This window comes from Oceanobacillus sp. FSL K6-0127 (assembly GCF_037983385.1).
Taxonomy (GTDB): Bacteria; Bacillota; Bacilli; order Bacillales; family Amphibacillaceae; genus Oceanobacillus; species Oceanobacillus profundus.
Genome location: NZ_CP150287.1, coordinates 719058 through 737424, shown reverse-complemented (window position 1 = coordinate 737424; position 18367 = coordinate 719058). Strand labels below are relative to the sequence as shown.

Here is an 18367-nt window from a genome sequence, read left to right as displayed (position 1 = left end):
ACAAAACCGAGATTAATGTCAACGCTTTCTTTTTCATTTAATTCCCACCTAAATATTATTTGTTAGCCAAACAAACTAAATGTTAATCTCATTATAAATGAAGCGTTTTTATTTTCAAGGTTTTTTATACACAAAATAATGTGATATTTCAGTTTCCCGTTTAAGTTTTATGATTATTAGGTAGTAGAAAGCAGATAGTACATTTATCCTGTACTATCTGCTTCATTTACTACAAAAGCAGGTATGCAACTATTGACCCTATCCCGCCAAACATAAGCGCATATGGCATATTATTTAATGTAATTCGGTACGGATTCTGTCCAATGTTCATCGAGGTTAACTGAACAACAAGTCCATAAGAGCCGACCGTTAATGTAGAAACTGCGCTTGTTGTTAAAACAATCGCAAGACTGGTAGGATTCATTGTTTCAAGCAAAGTAGCAATCACTCCACTTAATATTCCAATCGTCGCAATTGGATGTACCCCAAACATACTCATAAAAATAAAAATGAGCTGAATTACAATAAAAATAAGAAATGGATAATCGATAATAGCTAAAACCGGCTGCTGAATAAACTCTAAAAACGATGTGCCACTAATACTATTCGCAAAGAACGCCAAGGTAATAAATAAAACAACAAAATTTTGCATTGCATTTGTCTTCTGCTTCCATGTATTCCAACCAATTATCCAAAAACTGCGTCCTCTTTTCATAAGTTGAGCCCATATAAACGCAAAAGGAAAAATAATAATTGTCACTGTAAAAATAAAATCTATATTAAATAGATTTCCTAACGTAATCACAAGCGTTAGAAATACAACAAGAGCAAACATTAAATGAATAATTTTTTTTGCTATCTCTTTCATACTTATCGTTTCTGACGCAGGATTATCATAGGAATACTTCTTATAATGATAACGTCCCCAAAATGAATCAAGTAGAAATGTAATACCTGCAATCAACAGAAGCCAAGGCAATAACGAAACATAATCAGCACCCGTGGTGAAAATCGATACAGCTAATAAGATCTCTAGCGGACTCCATAATAGTGCTAATGTATAACCTCTAAGTGTCGCGGTGCCAACAAATGAATTTCTTACCTTTTTATTCAAGGAGCGTAAGTTATCTTTTAACACATCTTGCGAAATATTTGCGGCTGATAAATTTAAGAAAGCTGCTAAGGTGAGGGTTGTAATTGATCCACGTGGATAGAGCTTACCCAAATCCGAAACATTTACGTTTAGTAGATTGTTCAAACTTCGATCAAACCGGCCACTTCTTACAACACTGTTCATCCATGGCAGCATTGCTAAGAGAGTTAGAAGTGACATGTTCGATGTAAGCAAGCTAGGAATCTCTAGCAGTGAGTGATTTGATGTTAAAAAAGCAATACCCCCAACTAAAATAAATGCCGCTCCAAGTATTCTAAATAGATTAGATGCACCGATGAATGATATTGCTACCATCATTAAAGCGAATATTCCGATGATGTAATTAAGGGAATCACTTTCGATAAACACATTAACGATATGTATGATAAATACACTGGAATAGAAGATATATAAATAGCTAAAGACTGGATGGTGTTTCATTATGTCCTCCCTTCGTTACTCACCTCTGAGCAATTGTCAATTCAATTGAGTAACAATTTATTTGTTTATACATCAAACAAATCTATCATATATGTAAGCGCAAGCAATTTCAAGATTATTCATTAAAAATACAATCAATTAGAATTGAAGATACTCAATTAATTCTATTTTATAGGTTGGTGATGACTACGCTTTAGGATTTGGTCTATCGTATGTAAGCGCTTCACTATTGATCGAAGAAATTAACCGTCTAGCAGAAGCTGGAGAATTTGCGAATCATGGGGCTGCTCGTTCCCTCCAGGCACAATTAAACCCGGTAGTAAAATTCGAAAATCAAGGAAATGCCAAAAAGGTTGTTCAGCACGTTAAAAAGTTTAATAAAAAATTGCATCAGCACTACGATAAAGATTTTATCTCTAAAGAGGGGTATGAAAAGCTTTATGCCTGTGCTGCTGAATTGCTGGAAATCTGGAAATAGAGAATAAAGGAAACCGTTAACGTTCAATTTAAGCTCGAGTGTGCTTTATGCCATTCGAGTTTTGTTTATTCCATTAAATAACAAAAAATCCTTTACAATAGAAGTACAGATAGCTACTTCAATCGTAAAGGATAATTTTTAAACTTTTCTTCTAATAAATTTATATATACTTAAGAGATAGACTATCCAACCCTAAAAAATCGTTTCGCATTCTCATAGCAAATATTTCTAACATACGTTTCAAGCAACACCATATCTTTGGGAGCCTTTCCTTCTTCTACCCACGTTCCTAACAGGTTACATAAAATCCTGCGGAAATATTCATGTCTAGGGAAGGAAAGAAAACTTCTTGAGTCTGTCAACATCCCGATAAAGTTACTAATCAATCCCATATTGGCTAATGTCTTCATCTGATCTTCCATTCCATCGATTGTGTCATTAAACCACCATGCTGTTCCAAATTGAACCTTTCCAGGAACCTCATCCGTTTGGAAATTCCCTGCCATTGCAGCAAGAATATTATTATCACGTGAATTTAAGCTATATAATACTGTCTTTGGAAGCTTATTCTGAATATCCATTGCATCCAGCAAATTAGATAATTTATCAGCAAGAAGGTTGTCACCGATTGAATCAAACCCACTATCGGGCCCTACATGCTTAAACATTCTTGTGCTGTTATTACGTAATGGATTGATATGCAGCTGCATGACCCATCCCTTATCTGCATATAATTCGCCAAGAACAACTAGTGTGTATGTTTTAAACTGCTCGACTTCCTTCGCAGACAACGTTTCACCCTTTAAACGTTTTGCAAAAATGGATGCAACATCATCCCTCGTCGCCTTTTCATAAAAAAGCACATTAATTCCATGATCTGAACTACGGCAGCCTTGCTCGTCAAAGTAATCGACACGATTCGCAAGCGCATCCAAAAAGGCACCATAGTTATCAATCGACATATTTGCAGCTTTTTCTAGCTTTTCCACCCAAGGTAAAAAGTCATCATTTTCAATAGTTAAGCCCTTATCTGGACGGAATGATGGTGATACAGTTACAGAGAAATCCTCTTTAGCAAGTGCTTTATGTGCTTCTAAATCGTCTGTTGGATCATCTGTTGTTCCTACAAATTCAACATTTTTGTTCCTTAATAAAGATCTAGTTGATAGCTCTGGCGCCTGAAGCTTGGCATTCGCTTCTTCCCATATTGCTGGCGCAGAATCTTCATTAAGCAGCACATCAATGTCAAAGTAGCGTAGCAGTTCTAAATGTGTCCAGTGGTATAAAGGATTCCCTAATGTGTTAGGCACTGTTTTTGACCATGCAAGAAATTTCTCATAGTCACTTTTATTTCCAGTAATATAATCTTCAGCAATCCCATTAGCACGCATACCACGCCATTTATAATGGTCACCGCCTAACCACACTTGAGCTAAATTCGAATAGTTTTTATCCTGCAGAATTTCATGCTGGTTCAAGTGATTATGATAGTCAATAATTGGTAAATGCTTTGCAGTATTATGGAAGAGCTCACGTGCTGTCTCATTATAAAGTAAAAAATCATCTGTTATAAACGTTTTCATTTTCAATCAACCTCTCATTCTTTATATATTAGTTAAAACATGAACCTTCGATCTGTTTCCGTTTTATAATTTGTTTGATAAACAAACAAACATGACTATATTATAATACTATATGTAACCGCTTTATTTTTCAAGTGTAAAGTAAAATAAAACCTTGATTTTCTATGGACACTATATCCAATTTGTTTCGATTTGCTTCTGCGCAATCAAAAGCCCTCTTCACAATGAATATTTCTCATTTGTTGAGCAATATTCATTGCAAAGAGGGGTCGGTTATTTATACTAATTTAAAAATGATTCACAGATTAACTAAAAGTAATGATATCTGTGGAATAAATGCAATTACAACTGCCGTTAGAATTAAAACAATGATAAATGGGAACGCTCCTTTTATGACCTGTGTAAGCGACTCTCCAGTTATCCCTTGTGCCACAAATAGGTTTAATCCAAACGGAGGGGTAATCATTCCTATTGATAATGTAACGATCATAATGATACCAAAATGTATGGGATCTATTCCTAGTTCGTAAACCAACGGTAGAAATAGAGGAACAAAGATTAGAACCGCTGCACTTGTGTCCATAAACATCCCTACAATTAGCAGAATTATTATGACCATTAGTATAAAAATCACTTGAGTATTTGCATATTCAAGAAAAATAGATGCGAGTTTTGTAGGGATTTGCTCATAGGTTAAGTACCAACTAAATACATTAGACGCTGCAATTACAAGCATAATCATTGAAGAAATGACTACAGACTTTCTAGTACTTTCAAATAATTTTTTGACGTCCATTTCTTTATAGACAAAGAAACCAATTATCAAACTATATACAATCGCAACGGCTGCTGCTTCCGTAGGTGTAAAAACACCTACATAGATACCACCTAAAACAATTACAGGTAGTAAGATACCCCATATCGCTGATTTAAAAGAGCTCCATAACTCTTGTAAGCTAGCTTTACCTTCTGGCTTATGACCTTCTCTCTTTGCAATTATGAAACTTACAATAACTAAAACAAATCCAATAAATATACCAGGTATTATTCCTGCAATAAATAAATCACTAATGGATACTTCAGCAGAAGAACCATATACCAGTAAAGTTATACTTGGCGGAATGATTATACCTAGAGTTCCCGCAGCAGTCATTAACCCGATGGCAAATTTACGAGAATATCCTGATTCTCCCAACGAGGGAATCATTACACCACCAATTGCTGCAACTGTAGCTGGACTTGAACCAGAAAGCGATGCAAAGAACATCGAAGATATAACCCCAGCAATTGGCAAACCTCCAGTGACCCATCCAACTAGTTTTTTTGCAAGGTCAACCAATCTCCTTGATGTTCCGCCCACTAACATTAAATCTCCTGCAAAAATAAAAAATGGAATCGCCATTAAAGTAAAAGAATCTATTCCCGAAAAGATATTTCTAGCAAATACATCTATTGACATTCCCTCTTGAATCATTGCAATAAAGCTAGATAAACCAATTGCTATTGCTATAGGAGCGCCAATTATTAACAAGATAGCAAAAATTAGTATGATCATTTTTCTGCACGCTCCTCTACTGACGAGGATTTCACTTTTCTGATTTGATTTAGGCTTGCGACATCCTCAAATAGTAATTGTATAAATCTGTAAAGCATAAGGGCTCCGCCTATTGGAAGTGATAAGTAAGGGATTGCCATTGGAATTCCAACGGCTGGAGTAACATTGCCGAATTCAACTACATTTGAAACTGTTATCGTACCAGATCTTACAAGAATAAAACAAAAGGCTATCCCCATTAGATTAGCAATAATGGAAAAAATCCTTTTTGGTAATGGTGGTAAAAATGCTACAACTGCATCAACAGTTGCATGTGCTTTCTCTCTCACAGCAATACTGCTACCGATAAGAACTAACCAAATAATTAAATACCTTGCAATTTCCTCAGACCACACTAAAGAATTATTAAAAGCATATCTTAAAACAACTTGAATAAATACAAGTAAAGAAGCTATAAGAAGAGAAATCACCGCAAAATACTCTTCCATATGGTTTAAAATTTTATTTACTCTATCCAAAGAAATCCCACCTTCTATAAACAAAATAAAGTACCATGCTGAGGTTGTGAAATCATTAATTATCAATTATATTCAGCAATATGTTACTTCCTTCCATCTCACTAAATTGATCATAGGCTCCAGACATCGCCTCTCTGAATGCTTTCTTTTGTTCTGAAGATAGTTCATTTATTTGAATATTGGACTCATTTAACACTTTCATGTACTCTTCCTCGTCTTTTAAAGCTTCTTCCCATTGCCAATCGGTAACTTCTTGAGCGACTTCATCTATAGCGACTTGCAGATCTTCTGGGAGTTTATTATAAAAATCGCTACTAATTACTAGAGGATATGCCATATATCCATGTCCACTTAACGTAAGGTAATCTTGCACCTCGTAAAACTTTTTACTTACAACATTTGATAGCGGATTCTCTTGTCCATCAACCGTTTTTGTTTGTAGGGCAGTATATAACTCGGAAAAATCTATAGAAACACCGCCAGCATTAACTTCTTGGAATTGCGCTATTAGGAGAGGACTTTGTGATATTCTCATCTTTAAACCGCTTATATCTTTCGGTGTTTCGATTGGCCGTACAGAATTTGTAAGATGTTTAAAACCACCATCCCAAAAATTAAGTAAATGCAAACCTTGCAACTTTAGCTTTTCACCTAATATTTCACCTAATTCTCCATTAGTAGCTTGATAAGCTTCTTCCCTACTTTCAAATAAGAAAGGTAAATCAAATATCTCAAACTCTTTTACAAAAGTTGGCAGCACACCAGTAAATGGTGCATTCATTTGTACTGTCCCTGTTTGTATATGTTCGATTATTTCTCTATCACTACCTAGTTGTGAATCCGGATATACTTCAACTTTGATTTGACCATCCGTTCTTTCCTCAATCATTTCCGCAAATTTTTCTGCGGCTTTCCCTTTTGCTACAGAGGGAGTCACAACATGTGCAAACTTAATCGTATAATTCCCATGACCTTCACTTAAAGCTTTATTATCATGACCAAAACCAACAGCAATCAATAACAATATTAAAAATGCACCCCCAGCGATAATGTCTTTTCTCTTACCATTCATATAACTCCTCCTCAGTCCTAATGTTAACGCTTACAAATAATGGAATGTCTTATTCATTTCGAATAAACCAAATCTACTACTTTACTTTTAAATGAATAGGCCCTTTAATACGACGTCAACACTATTATTCTTTAAGGACGCAGGAAAGAGAATAGCGAATCAAACTATTCTCCATCCTTCCTTACACATGTTTTACAAAACTGTTCTTCATAAGCTTAAGTACGTCCTCCCCAGGCATATCCCATAGTTCTTGATTCATGATTTCAACCTCAATTGGTCCATGATAGCCCGCTTCTTCAACTGCTTTTCTTATACGACGAATTTCTATTACCCCATCCCCCATCATTCGGCGGGCCTTAAAAGTATCCGTAATTGGCACATTCCAATCCGATACATGAAAACCGAGAATCCTTTCCTTTGCACGAGCAATCTGTTTATATAGTTCTGGGTCCCACCATACATGAAAGACATCGACAACAACCCCAACTTGATCGGGTGAATATTCTTGTGCTATTTTATTTGCTTGACCAAGTGTCACGATTACGGAACGATCAGCTGCATACATCGGATGAAGTGGCTCGATTCCCAGTCTCACACCACAGGATTCAGCAAATGGAACAAGTTGTTCAATTCCTTCTTCTACCCACTGACGAGATAAATCGATATTACGATCAGGTGCTGGTCCACAGACCAGTACAAGCACATCCGTACCAAGTTCAGCAGCTTCTTCCACTGCTCGTTTATTATCATCTAGGTTTTTCCGACGTTGTTCCTCTGTCGCTGCTGGAAACATCCCACCACGGCATAGACTTGAAACCTTCAGACCTGTACCCTTTATGATTCGTTTACTTTCTGCAATCCCGAGTGCTTCTAATTTGTGGCGCCATATTGATATCCATGGAACTTCAGCTTGTGCACAGCCGATAGCTGCTTCCTTTAGGTTCCACTGTTCCGTTGTAATTTGATTCAAACTAAGGTATTTTAACAAGGATGTGTCTTCTGTCATTACTTACGCCTCCTACTATGTTACATAAATTGCTTGGATGGTTGCATGATACCCGCTTGAGCCAGGACAATTTTCATTCTTTCCGCAGCTAGCTCTGGATCCTTTAATAATCCTGCATCATCAGCCATCACGAATAAGTCAGACAAATGAATGATGGAACGTTGCCCTTCTGCTCCACCAATCATACGAAAATGGGATTGATGGCCATTCAAATATGCCATAAACACAACACCAGTTTTATAGGCATACGTCGGTTTTTGGAAAATATGGCGCGATAATGGAACGGTTTTTTCTAAAATTGCATCATACTGTTCGATATTATTCGCATCCAGTGCGTGCATTGCATTTGCTGCTGCAGGCGCAATTGCATCAAAGATTCCTAGTAGGGCGTGAGAATAACCTTGTTCATCGCCTTTAATCAGGTCAGGATAGTTAAAGTCATCCCCTGTATACATTTTGACGCTATCAGGAAGGAGACGCCTCATCAATATTTCCTTTTTATCATCCAGTAGGGATATTTTAATTCCATCAATCTTACTCTCGTTCTCTTTAATCACTTGTAGACAAACATCCATCGCTTGATCGACATCCTCATGACCCCAATAACCTTTTAATGCTGGATCAAACATATCACCAAGCCAATGTAAGATGACTGGTTCGGAAACCTCATTCAATACATTTCGGTAGACGCGCTCATAATCTTCTGGAGTCTTCGCACACGCAGCTAAGGCGCGGCTTGCCATCATGATAATACGACCACCTTGTTTCTCAACAAATTCACATTGCTCCGCGTAGGCTCTTTCGACTTCTTCTAGCTTTAAACTTGGATGTGGAAGCAAATGATCTGTTCCAGCTCCACAAGCGATCCATCCGTTTACAGAATTCGCTTCCTTTACAGATTGTCTTATTAACTCTTTTGCATGTTCCCAGTACAACCCCATCCCGCGTTGGGCAGTATCCATTGCTTCGGCTACGCCTAAACCTAAAGACCATAAATAGTGGCGGTATTTTAGAGTTGTTTCCCAATCAATTTTACTGTTTTGAATTGGGTCTGTATCTGCAAGCGGATTGGCAACCACATGCGCTGCCGAATAAACAATACGGCTTTTAAATGGGACCTCTGGTATATGAACAGAAACAGGATCTTGTGGTGTATACGTATATAACTCTCCGTTTTTGTTCGGCAATTTTATAGAATTCACCAACACTACCTCCTACACATTCACCTTATTTTTAACCCCCGGTACTGCAACCCATCGACGTTCATTCCATGATTGCAGTGCAGCTTCTGCAAGCTGAATCCCTTCTGCTCCTTTATATAAATCCAATGTATAGGTTTCATCTGCAACAACATGTTTTAAAAACATTTCCCACTGAATTTTAAAGGCATTATCAAATACTTTGTTGTCTGGTACCTCTTGCCAGTGCGATTGGAAATCAAATGGATTTGGAATGTCTGGATTCCAGACTGGCTTTGGCGAGTTAACACGATGCTGGACTTTACAATCTCTTAAACCTGCCACAGCGCTCCCTTCGATACCATCCACTTGTACCGTAAACAAATCGTCACGATTTACACGGACTGCCCAGGAAGAATTCGCTTGAACAATCACACCATTTTCCAGTTCAAACATCCCATACGCTGCATCATCTGCTGTTGCAGTATATATGTTACCGCCTTCATCAACGCGTTCCGGAATATGAGTAGCTCCAAGACAGGAAACGGAATCAATTTTCCCGAAAAGATCTTGTATGACATAACTCCAATGTGGATACATATCGACAATCATTCCACCACCATCTTCTTTTCGATAATTCCAAGATGGGCGTTGACCTTCTTGCCAGTCCCCTTCAAAAACCCAATAACCAAAATCCATCCGAACACTAAGAATTTTCCCAAAGAATCCCGAATCAATTAGGCGTTTTAATTTTAATAGTCCTGGAAGATATAATTTATCTTGAACAACCCCATTTTTTACTCCAGCTTCACTTGCTAATTGAGCAAGTTCAATCGCATCCTCAAAATTTGTTGCAGTTGGTTTCTCACAATAAATATGTTTTCCTGCTGCAATTGCTTTGCGGATTGCTTCAGACCTTCTTACCGTTGTTTGTGCATCAAAATAGATCTGATTATAATCATCAGATAATGCCTCATCGAAATTTGTTGTCCAACGTGATAATTGATGGATTTTTGCTAATTCTTCTAAACGATTTGCACGTCTTCCAACTAAAATCGGATCAGGCATAATCTTATCACCACTAGATAACTCAATTCCCCCTTGTTCACGTATCGCAACAATTGAGCGAATTAAATGCTGATTTGTACCCATACGTCCTGTTACTCCGTTCATAATTATCCCAATTTGATGTACAGTCATATTTATCCTCCTGAATATTTATTTCTTAGCGCTATCATACAATCATTTTTATGATAAGTCTTATTATTCAAAGAATTTAATTCTCATTTTCGGAAATAAAAAATAAGCACGTTATGAAATGCGATTAAATCAGTTCATATGATAAACGTGCTTACATAAATTCAATTTATTCGGTTGATAGTTTCTCAAAAAATCCCTTTTAACCGGAGTACTTATTTTCTAAGCGAAATTTTTTTGGCGAGACTTCAGTGAATTCTTTAAATCTCCTATAGAAAGTAGCAAGTGATTCAAAACCTATTTCAAAGCAAATGGAAGGAATATCATTATCTGTCTCCACCAGTAACTTTTTAGCCACTTCCATACGTACTTCATTCAAATATTTCATTGGAGTAGTGTTATATTGTTCTTTAAAAATAGTATTGACATGGCGGGTACTGATTCCGATTTTCTGAGATAACTCTGTAGCATTTGTAACTTCAAAATAATGTGTATCCATATATTTACGCAAGCGCTCCGCGCGAAAAGTATTTGCATTCGTTATACTTGGTTCTTTTCTGTTTCTAAGAAGAATAAGTAATAACTCAGATAAACAAATCTTCATAGACATTTGATTAATCACTTTCCCCTGTGATTGCTCGTAAAGCATTCTTCTTAATAGCTGCCTAACATTTCCTGACGTGAATAGATTCATGTTGATTAACCTTGTTTCATCAAAACAATGTTGATGAAGCAGCATTTTCATGTCGTTTCCAAACTCGTCCATTTCAAACTCAAGAACAAGCACCGTCATTTTTGTATCAGAAGTAATGGAATGAGGAGAATACGGAGTAATAAATGCTAAACTGTCTTGTGTAAATGAATGAACTTGCTCATTCAATATAATCTCTCCGCTATTTTCCAATACGTATAGAATTTGATGTATCTGGTGATAGTGTTTCTGAACTAAATTTCTATCTTTATGTTTATTTTCTCTAATCCTAATACTGTTTTTCAATATATTTTGATTTCCCAACATAACACCCCCAGCCCGTCTATTACTTCATTCCAAAGAATCAATTGTTTCCACATACATGAACAATCACAGTATCAATATGTAACATATTACCCCTAACTTCATCTCCAAACAATTTTTAAATGTTTCATTTTGATAATAGTGGTGAAATATACCTTCCATAATACTAATTTAATTTCAGCTCTCTAACCTTCGCTGGTACAAAAACTCGATATTAAATCCCTTTAAAAACAATTTGTTTCGAATACAAAAAAGGCTTTGGGATATAAACCCAAAGCCTTTCCAAAACTTCTTATACAAACAAACTCAGCGCCAGTACAAACACTAAACCACAAACAGAAATCAGTGTCTCGAGCACCGTCCACGTTGCAAATGTTTCTTTCATTGTTAAACCAAAGGATTCTTTTACAATCCAGAATCCAGTATCGTTTACGTGAGAGGCAATAATACTACCTGCACCAGTTGCAAGTACCATTAACTCTACATTAACATCTGTGCCTACCATCATCGGCAGAACAAGACCAGCGGTTGTTAATGCGGCAACAGTTGCAGAACCTTGTGCAAGTCTAATTAAAGCAGCAATCAGCCAAGCTAGAATTAATGGTGAAATTGTACTTCCTTCAAAGATCTGTGCGACATAATCGCCAACACCACCATCAATTAATACTTGCTTTAATGAGCCTCCAGCACCAAGGATTAATAGCATCATACCAATAGCTGCAATTGAGCTCTCGGCAGACTTCATTAAGTCTTTCATTGGAATCTTTCTTGCTACACCCATTGTGTACACAGCAAGCAAAACAGAGATCAGCATAACTGTAGTAGGCGCACCTACCATTGCAACAAAATCAAAGAAAGCATTATCTGTTTCTGGCTCCCTTAATAACGAAACAATGGTTGAAATTGCCATCAGAATAACAGGGAATAATGCTGTGAAAGCACTAATTCCAAAGCTTGGTGTATCTTCTAATTTAAAGTGTTTGGCATCACCAATTGAAGCCATACTGCCTGTAGGCGTTTTCTCAAATGCTGATGGTGCGTATTTTCTTGCGATTTTTGTAAATAGCGGACCCGCAATAATAACCGTCGGGATAGCAATGATAAATCCATAAACCAATACCATCCCTACGTTTGCACCATATTCTTGGGCAATGACCGTCGGGCCTGGATGCGGCGGCAGGAACGCATGTGTAACAGATAAAGCCGTCGTCATTGGCAATCCTAACCAAAGGAATGATTTATTAATTTGTTTGGATATCTGATAAACAATTGGAATTAATAATACTAGGCCTACTTCGAAAAACAGTGCAATACCAAGAATAAATCCAGCTGCTACAACAGCCCATTGAATTCGTTTTTCTCCAAATTTATCAATTAATGTCATTGCGATACGCTGGGCACCGCCTGCATCTGCAATCAATTTTCCAAGGATTGCTCCGAGACCGAATACTAATGCAATACCACCCAGTGTACCTCCCATTCCAGCTTCAATCGTTTTAACGATTTGATCAACTGGCATACCTAGTGCCAATGCAATTAAGAAGGACACAACAACTAATGAAATAAATGTATTCAAATTAAACTTCATAATTAAAATGAGTAATACAACAATACCTAATGCAACAATTAGTAATGGCATAACTTTCTCTCCCCTTATGTCTTTACTTAGATGTGTAATGAACCGTTTTCATTCAAGGCTGTATGAGGATTTAGCAAACATCTAAATCCTTTGTTATAGCCTTGGAAACTATAAAATTTGAATGCTGTGTATAACTTAGATGCCGGAGCAGCCAAGTCCACGAAGCGCCCAACGACTAGCGAGACTTCCCTCACCTCATGACACGATAAAGAAGACTTGCCGATTGGCTGCGCCAGAGGCTTAGTCGCACTTATACCCTGGCGGTGAAAGTCAACATCGACTCCAGGTAAAAGGATGGCCGACTAAAACCAGGCTACGCCTAACATCGGCATACCCCTAAAGGGGCATGTTTCCTTTTAGATGAACTTGACTTTTCGCCCATAACGGCGAAAGTCATAGTTCATCTTATACTTTGGAGTGAATCTCCTACGTAGGAATGTTCGACAGGTCGAACCACCCCAAAGTTCGGGGCGCAGTCCGTACGTCGCTAACCGGGCGCTTGCGCTTTTGTTCTTATTTATCTAGTCATTCAAACTCAATAACTGCTTTTCTCACTTTGTCTGGGTTTTTCTCAACAAATTCAAATGCCTCTTTTACTTGATCCACATGGAAACGATGTGTCACAAGACCATTATGCGTTAACTTCTTAGAATTAATCAGCTCTACCACTTTCCCAAACTGATTTGTTTGTAGCCTTGAACCAGTGATTGTCAGTTCCTTTTTCGTGATGTGCATCATTGCAATTGATGAAGGAGTTGCATTGAAACCTAACGTAACAACATTACCTGCAGGAGATGCTACTTCAACAGCTAATTCGAATGTTTGCGGCACACCTACTGCATCAATGACAACATTGGCACCTTCACCATTTGTAATTTCATTTATTTGACCGCTTACATCAACCTCAGATGGGTTAATCGTATAATCTGCTCCATTTTCTTTCGCAAACACTAAGCGTTCGTTTGTAAAATCTGAAATAATAACGGTTGCCCCACGAAGCTTGGCCAATTTTAGAACCGTTATTCCAATAGGTCCTGCTCCTTGAATAAATACAGTTTGACCTTCCCCTACGTTTCCTCTCCATGTAGCTTGGGCACCAATTGTATAAGGCTCAGCCATTACAGCTTCATCCCATTCAATCTCGGAATCTACTTTATGAACTTGTTTGTCTTCTAGAACTACAAATTCTCTCATTCCACCATCTTCATGGACACCAAATACAGAAACTTCTTTACAGACATTTGGTCTACCGTTTTTACATGCATAGCATTCCCCACAGTAGGTAATTGGTTCAATAACAACATGATCTCCAATCGATACTTTAGAAACCCCAGAACCAACTTCGACTATTTCCCCTGTCACTTCATGTCCAACAATTCTTGGGTACGTTGCAAGTGGATTTGTACCGTGGTAAATATGCATGTCCGAGCCACAAATTCCTACTCGCTTAATTTTTACTTTCACTTCGTTTTCCTTTTCAAGCTCTGGTACTGGAATATCCAAAACCTCAATAATATGCGCTTCAGGTATTCTAATCGCTTTCATTATTTCACCTCTGAAATCACTTATTTAAATGCAACAATCAAAAAATTATATATTATCACATTAGCATGAATTTTTAATTTGTATACTCAACAAATTTACAACATTACCTATTATAGTTGTAAGCGTTTAGAATAACAAGTGTTTTATAAGATTCCTTTTTTGGAAATAAACAATAATTATTGCTCGCTTATCTAAAGATTAATCTTAGAATTATCGTATACCTTCAGCATCTATTTACAGAAAAAAGACCTTAAAGATGGGCTGATGCGGCATCTTTAAGGTCTTTTTAAACGATTTATCAAAAGCTAAACTGACACAACGTGCTTCAGAGATATAATGATTAATCCCCTTTTTTCAGTTGACTCCAAACTTCCTCATAAACACGCTTCAATGGAATATCGTGAGTTTCTGCAATCTTTCTACATTCTTCGTATTCTGGAGAACTTTGAAATACTTCTCCATTCCGAACTCCCTGTTTCACCGTTACAGGTCCCCATTTCGTATCTACTTTCGTAAAGACCCGTTCCATTCGATGGACGGTTAATGGGTAATAACGAATACCAAGTGTGGTTGTTTCCCGCAGTAATATTTCCTTCATCTCTTCAATGGCTTCTTCGCGGCAAAGCAGCTGTAGTAACACGCCTGGCCGATTTTTTTTCATGTAAATAGGTGTGTAAAACACATCATTTGCACCAGCATTAAAAAGCATGTCCATCACATACCCTAGCCACTCACCAGAAATATCATCTAAATTAACTTCCATTTTAATCATGTGATTATCAATATGCTCTTCATTTGGAGGTCGATAAGAATTCAGATCAATACACCTTCTTTACCATTACACTTTATTCGCTAAACGATCAATTAACACTGCATTATACGCTCCACCAAAGCCATTATCAATATTGACAACACTTACACCAGATGAGCAACTGTTTAACATGGAAAGCAGTGCAGAGAGCCCTTGGAAATTGGTTCCATATCCCACACTCGTTGGAACAGCAATTAATGGATTAGCGACAAGTCCTCCGACAACACTTGGAAGTGCACCCTCCATCCCTGCCACTACAATGGTTACAGTTGCTCGTTGAATCGCTTCTAAATTATCTAGTAAGCGATGGAGTCCTGCAACTCCGACATCATAAATACGTCTGACATTGCTACCCATAACCTCAGCTGTTATTGCTGCTTCTTCTGCCACCTTTAAGTCTGATGTTCCAGCACAGACAACAGCAATGTATCCTTGATCTCGATTGGCTGGTGATACTTCACGTTTCCAATAAATTAACGCTGCAGTTTCATCATAGTGCAATTCTGGATGCTCTTCTAAAATAGCACTCGCCTTTTCTTTTGCAACTCTCGTAACAAGTACATTATTACCCTTCGTTTTTATTGCATGGATAATTGCTTGAATTTGCTCCACAGTCTTTCCTTCACCATAAATTACTTCTGGAAATCCTTGCCTTTTCGGGCGATGATGATCAACCTTAGCAAAGCCTAGGTTCTCGTATGGAGCCAATTGTCCCTTTGCTTGTTCAATACTGATTTTTCCATCTTGCAGTTGTTTTAAAATTTCATCCATCACGTTTCCTCACCTTGCAACTCCTATTTACTGATAGGACATATTGAACACCTTTATTAAATAACCTCTTTAAGTAAAATACACCATTAAGTCACTAACCATTCTCTCATACTTTTCAAAGATTTTTAAGTAAATTTCATGATTATCATTGTTTGCATGGATTACTTTCTCAGCAGGCATATTCTCCTTAATATCGTCAAAGCTTTCTGCTTCACCAATAGCTACCAAAGCTGTCCAAGCTGCCCCCCATGCGGCGTTATGATGTGTATCAGATATATGGATGTCACTGCCGAAAATATCGGCAAGAATTTGTACCCAAAGCTCGGATTTGGAAAGTCCACCGTTAACACTGATTTTTTTCGATTCTCCTGCCATCTTCTCTAATGATTGGCTGATTTGGTAAATATTGAATGCGATTCCTTCTAATACAGCACGCGTCATATGTTCTTTTTTATGCCCAATGCAAAGTCCGAAGAAATTCCCTTTTGCCTTTTGATTCCAAAGTGGCGCACGCTCTCCATTTACATAAGGGAGAAAAATAATCCCATCTGCTCCTGGTTCTACGTCCTTTGCACCCGCAAGCAATTCATCATGCGTACCATTAAATTCAATGATGTCTTTGAACCATTGCAGGGCAATTCCGCCATTATTCGTTGGTCCGCCAATAATCGAACGCTCTTCTGAAAAGGCATACGTAAATGTTTCCATTACCTCATTAACTGGGGAACCTTGAACAAACTGTCTTATTGCTCCACTCGTCCCAACTGAAATATTAACTTCCCCTGGCGCAGTAGCACCGCTTCCAAGATTCGCTAATTGGCCATCAGCCGCTCCAATCACAAATGGATGGTCATGAGCAATTCCGATTTCCGCTGCAATTTGAGTATCAATTGTTGTGAAGGTCTCTGTTGGCGCCACGATCGCAGAAAGCTGTTCCCTTTCAACACCTGCTGCAGCAAGTGCAGTGCTATCCCAATCTAACTCCTTTACATTCATTAAACCAGTAGAAGATGCCATCGCATAATCAATAGCGCGTTTGCCAAACCATTTTTGCAATAAATACTCCTTCATTGTCATAAAATGGGCTGCCTTTTCATAAGCTTCATAATTGTTCTCGCGCATCCATATCAGCTTCATCAATGGTGTCATTGGATGAATCGGTGTTCCAGTGCGAGCATAGATTTCTTTCCCTTGCTCTGACTGCATAAGCGCTTCTGCTTGTTTGCTGCTTCTGCCATCTGACCAAATCAGCATGTTGGATAGTGGCTCGAACTGCTCGCCCATGCAAATGAGCGAGTGCATGGCACAGGAAATTCCCGTGGCGAGAAATTCATCCTGATTAGCATTCGCTTTATTCACAACCTGTTTCATCGCTACTAAACAAGCAGCCTCTACTTCTATGGGGTTCTGTTCTACCCAATCTGCCTGTGGATAATATGTTTCAATCATTTCTTCTGCTTCTGCAATTAACTTCCCTTTCATATCAAAGACGACAGCTTTTGCGCTTGTCGTCCCTATGTCCAGTCCAATAACTAATTTCCTTTTCAAAGTAATCTCACCCTTTACAGACCTATATTAACCAAAGGCTCCTAATTCACAAGGAGCCTCTATCTCTTTATATTGTCATGCTCCCGTAACCACCGTCAACGCGAAGTAAAGATCCCGTTACAAAGCCAGATGCTTTATCGGATGCAAGGTAAATTGCTGCACCTTGCAGTTCTTCCGGTTCACCGAATCGCTCCATTGGTGTATGATTCATGATCGAATTAATACGTGATTCATCAAGAATTTTACGATTTTGTTCTGCTGGGAAGAAACCTGGAATAATCGCATTTACCCGAATACTATAAGGTGCAAATTCCTTCGCCAAATATTGTGTTACACTGTTAACACCAGCTTTAGATGCTGAATACGTAAACACACGAGACAATGGTGTTGTTGATGATACAGATGAAATATTGATAATGCTCCCTTTGCGCTCTTGCTCAATCATACGCTTTGCAAAAATCTGCGTAGCGAATACAAGGCCACGTAAGTTTACATCCATAATGTCATCCCACTCATCTGTTTCAAGCTCAAGAAACGGCGTAGAGCTATTTTTACCAGGAGCGTTTAAAACGATGTCCCAGCCACCAGACCATGCTTCAATATCTTTTGCAGCTTTCTCTACGGATTCCAAATCACTTACATCTGCTTGAAAAGCTTTTGCCGATCCACCGTCTGCTTCAATATCTTTTACAACTGCTTCAGCTTTTTCTAAATTACGACCAACAATTGCTACCGTTGCCCTGTGCGCAGCAAGCCCTTTTGCCATAGAAGCGCCTAATGTACTATTTCCACCGATCGCAACTGCAATTTTCCCTGTTAAATCAAATAGATTACTCACTCTAAATTCCCCCTACTAA

At 38.0% G+C, this 18367-nt stretch carries 16 protein-coding genes; 1 reads left to right on the top strand and 15 read right to left on the bottom strand.

Annotated elements, in window-relative coordinates; translation table 11 throughout:
- Window positions 1-229: 229 nt before the first annotated feature.
- On the bottom strand, window positions 230-1594 hold the full coding sequence (locus MHH64_RS03585; protein ID WP_251660934.1) for a hypothetical protein: 1365 nt from the start codon (window positions 1592-1594) through the stop codon (window positions 230-232).
- 229 nt (window positions 1595-1823) lie between these two features.
- On the opposite strand from MHH64_RS03585, the gene MHH64_RS03580 reads away from it, so the two are divergent.
- Window positions 1824-2072: a hypothetical protein gene (locus MHH64_RS03580; protein ID WP_340002685.1), complete on the top strand. Its 249-nt coding sequence runs from the start codon at window positions 1824-1826 to the stop codon at window positions 2070-2072.
- A gap of 182 nt (window positions 2073-2254) precedes the next feature.
- On the opposite strand, the gene uxaC is transcribed toward MHH64_RS03580, so the two are convergent.
- The 14 genes from uxaC to MHH64_RS03510 all read right to left on the bottom strand — a co-directional run bounded on the left by uxaC (window position 2255) and on the right by MHH64_RS03510 (window position 18348).
- Complete coding sequence (uxaC, locus tag MHH64_RS03575) at window positions 2255-3655, bottom strand: glucuronate isomerase (protein ID WP_340002684.1); 1401 nt, start codon at window positions 3653-3655, stop codon at window positions 2255-2257.
- 298 nt (window positions 3656-3953) lie between these two features.
- Entirely contained in the window at window positions 3954-5210 is a 1257-nt protein-coding gene (locus MHH64_RS03570; protein WP_340002683.1) for a TRAP transporter large permease, read from the bottom strand.
- Window positions 5207-5728 (bottom strand): TRAP transporter small permease, encoded by a 522-nt coding sequence (locus MHH64_RS03565; RefSeq protein ID WP_251660937.1) that lies wholly within the window; start codon window positions 5726-5728, stop codon window positions 5207-5209. Before MHH64_RS03565 ends, MHH64_RS03570 begins: the two co-directional genes overlap by 4 nt.
- Before the next feature lie 55 nt (window positions 5729-5783).
- Complete coding sequence (locus MHH64_RS03560) at window positions 5784-6800, bottom strand: TRAP transporter substrate-binding protein (protein WP_095313429.1); 1017 nt, start codon at window positions 6798-6800, stop codon at window positions 5784-5786.
- A gap of 181 nt (window positions 6801-6981) precedes the next feature.
- The gene (locus MHH64_RS03555; RefSeq protein ID WP_340002682.1) at window positions 6982-7806 is read right to left on the bottom strand and encodes a sugar phosphate isomerase/epimerase family protein; all 825 of its coding nucleotides are present in this window, start codon (window positions 7804-7806) and stop codon (window positions 6982-6984) included.
- A gap of 20 nt (window positions 7807-7826) precedes the next feature.
- Window positions 7827-9011, bottom strand: coding sequence for a dihydrodipicolinate synthase family protein (locus MHH64_RS03550; protein ID WP_340002681.1), 1185 nt, complete (start codon window positions 9009-9011; stop codon window positions 7827-7829).
- Between the two features lie 9 nt (window positions 9012-9020).
- Window positions 9021-10184, bottom strand: a complete 1164-nt coding sequence (locus MHH64_RS03545; RefSeq protein WP_095313435.1) for a Gfo/Idh/MocA family oxidoreductase — start codon at window positions 10182-10184, stop codon at window positions 9021-9023.
- Window positions 10185-10383: 199 nt separating this feature from the next.
- Complete coding sequence (locus MHH64_RS03540; RefSeq protein WP_251660939.1) at window positions 10384-11196, bottom strand: AraC family transcriptional regulator; 813 nt, start codon at window positions 11194-11196, stop codon at window positions 10384-10386.
- A gap of 292 nt (window positions 11197-11488) precedes the next feature.
- Window positions 11489-12835, bottom strand: a complete 1347-nt coding sequence (locus tag MHH64_RS03535; RefSeq protein WP_340002680.1) for a gluconate:H+ symporter — start codon at window positions 12833-12835, stop codon at window positions 11489-11491.
- A gap of 525 nt (window positions 12836-13360) precedes the next feature.
- Window positions 13361-14380, bottom strand: a complete 1020-nt coding sequence (locus MHH64_RS03530; protein ID WP_251660940.1) for a zinc-binding alcohol dehydrogenase family protein — start codon at window positions 14378-14380, stop codon at window positions 13361-13363.
- Window positions 14381-14720: 340 nt separating this feature from the next.
- Window positions 14721-15197 (bottom strand): nickel insertion protein, encoded by a 477-nt coding sequence (gene larC / locus MHH64_RS03525; protein WP_095313446.1) that lies wholly within the window; start codon window positions 15195-15197, stop codon window positions 14721-14723.
- A 21-nt stretch (window positions 15198-15218) separates the two neighbouring features.
- On the bottom strand, window positions 15219-15965 hold the full coding sequence (larB, locus tag MHH64_RS03520; protein WP_095313449.1) for a nickel pincer cofactor biosynthesis protein LarB: 747 nt from the start codon (window positions 15963-15965) through the stop codon (window positions 15219-15221).
- 66 nt (window positions 15966-16031) lie between these two features.
- Window positions 16032-17510, bottom strand: coding sequence for a gluconokinase (locus MHH64_RS03515; RefSeq protein WP_340002679.1), 1479 nt, complete (start codon window positions 17508-17510; stop codon window positions 16032-16034).
- Between the two features lie 67 nt (window positions 17511-17577).
- Complete coding sequence (locus tag MHH64_RS03510; RefSeq protein WP_340002678.1) at window positions 17578-18348, bottom strand: SDR family oxidoreductase; 771 nt, start codon at window positions 18346-18348, stop codon at window positions 17578-17580.
- Window positions 18349-18367: the final 19 nt, after the last annotated feature.

Bases quoted from the DNA above. Each gene is read 5' to 3' on its own strand.
- MHH64_RS03585 (WP_251660934.1), bottom strand. From the start codon at position 1,594: ATGAAACACCATCCAGTCTTTAGCTATTTATATATCTTCTATTCCAGT.
- MHH64_RS03530 (WP_251660940.1), bottom strand. From the start codon at position 14,380: ATGAAAGCGATTAGAATACCTGAAGCGCATATTATTGAGGTTTTGGAT.
- MHH64_RS03535 (WP_340002680.1), bottom strand. From the start codon at position 12,835: ATGCCATTACTAATTGTTGCATTAGGTATTGTTGTATTACTCATTTTA.
- uxaC (WP_340002684.1), bottom strand. From the start codon at position 3,655: ATGAAAACGTTTATAACAGATGATTTTTTACTTTATAATGAGACAGCA.
- MHH64_RS03560 (WP_095313429.1), bottom strand. From the start codon at position 6,800: ATGAATGGTAAGAGAAAAGACATTATCGCTGGGGGTGCATTTTTAATA.
- MHH64_RS03545 (WP_095313435.1), bottom strand. From the start codon at position 10,184: ATGACTGTACATCAAATTGGGATAATTATGAACGGAGTAACAGGACGT.
- MHH64_RS03570 (WP_340002683.1), bottom strand. From the start codon at position 5,210: ATGATCATACTAATTTTTGCTATCTTGTTAATAATTGGCGCTCCTATA.
- MHH64_RS03555 (WP_340002682.1), bottom strand. From the start codon at position 7,806: ATGACAGAAGACACATCCTTGTTAAAATACCTTAGTTTGAATCAAATT.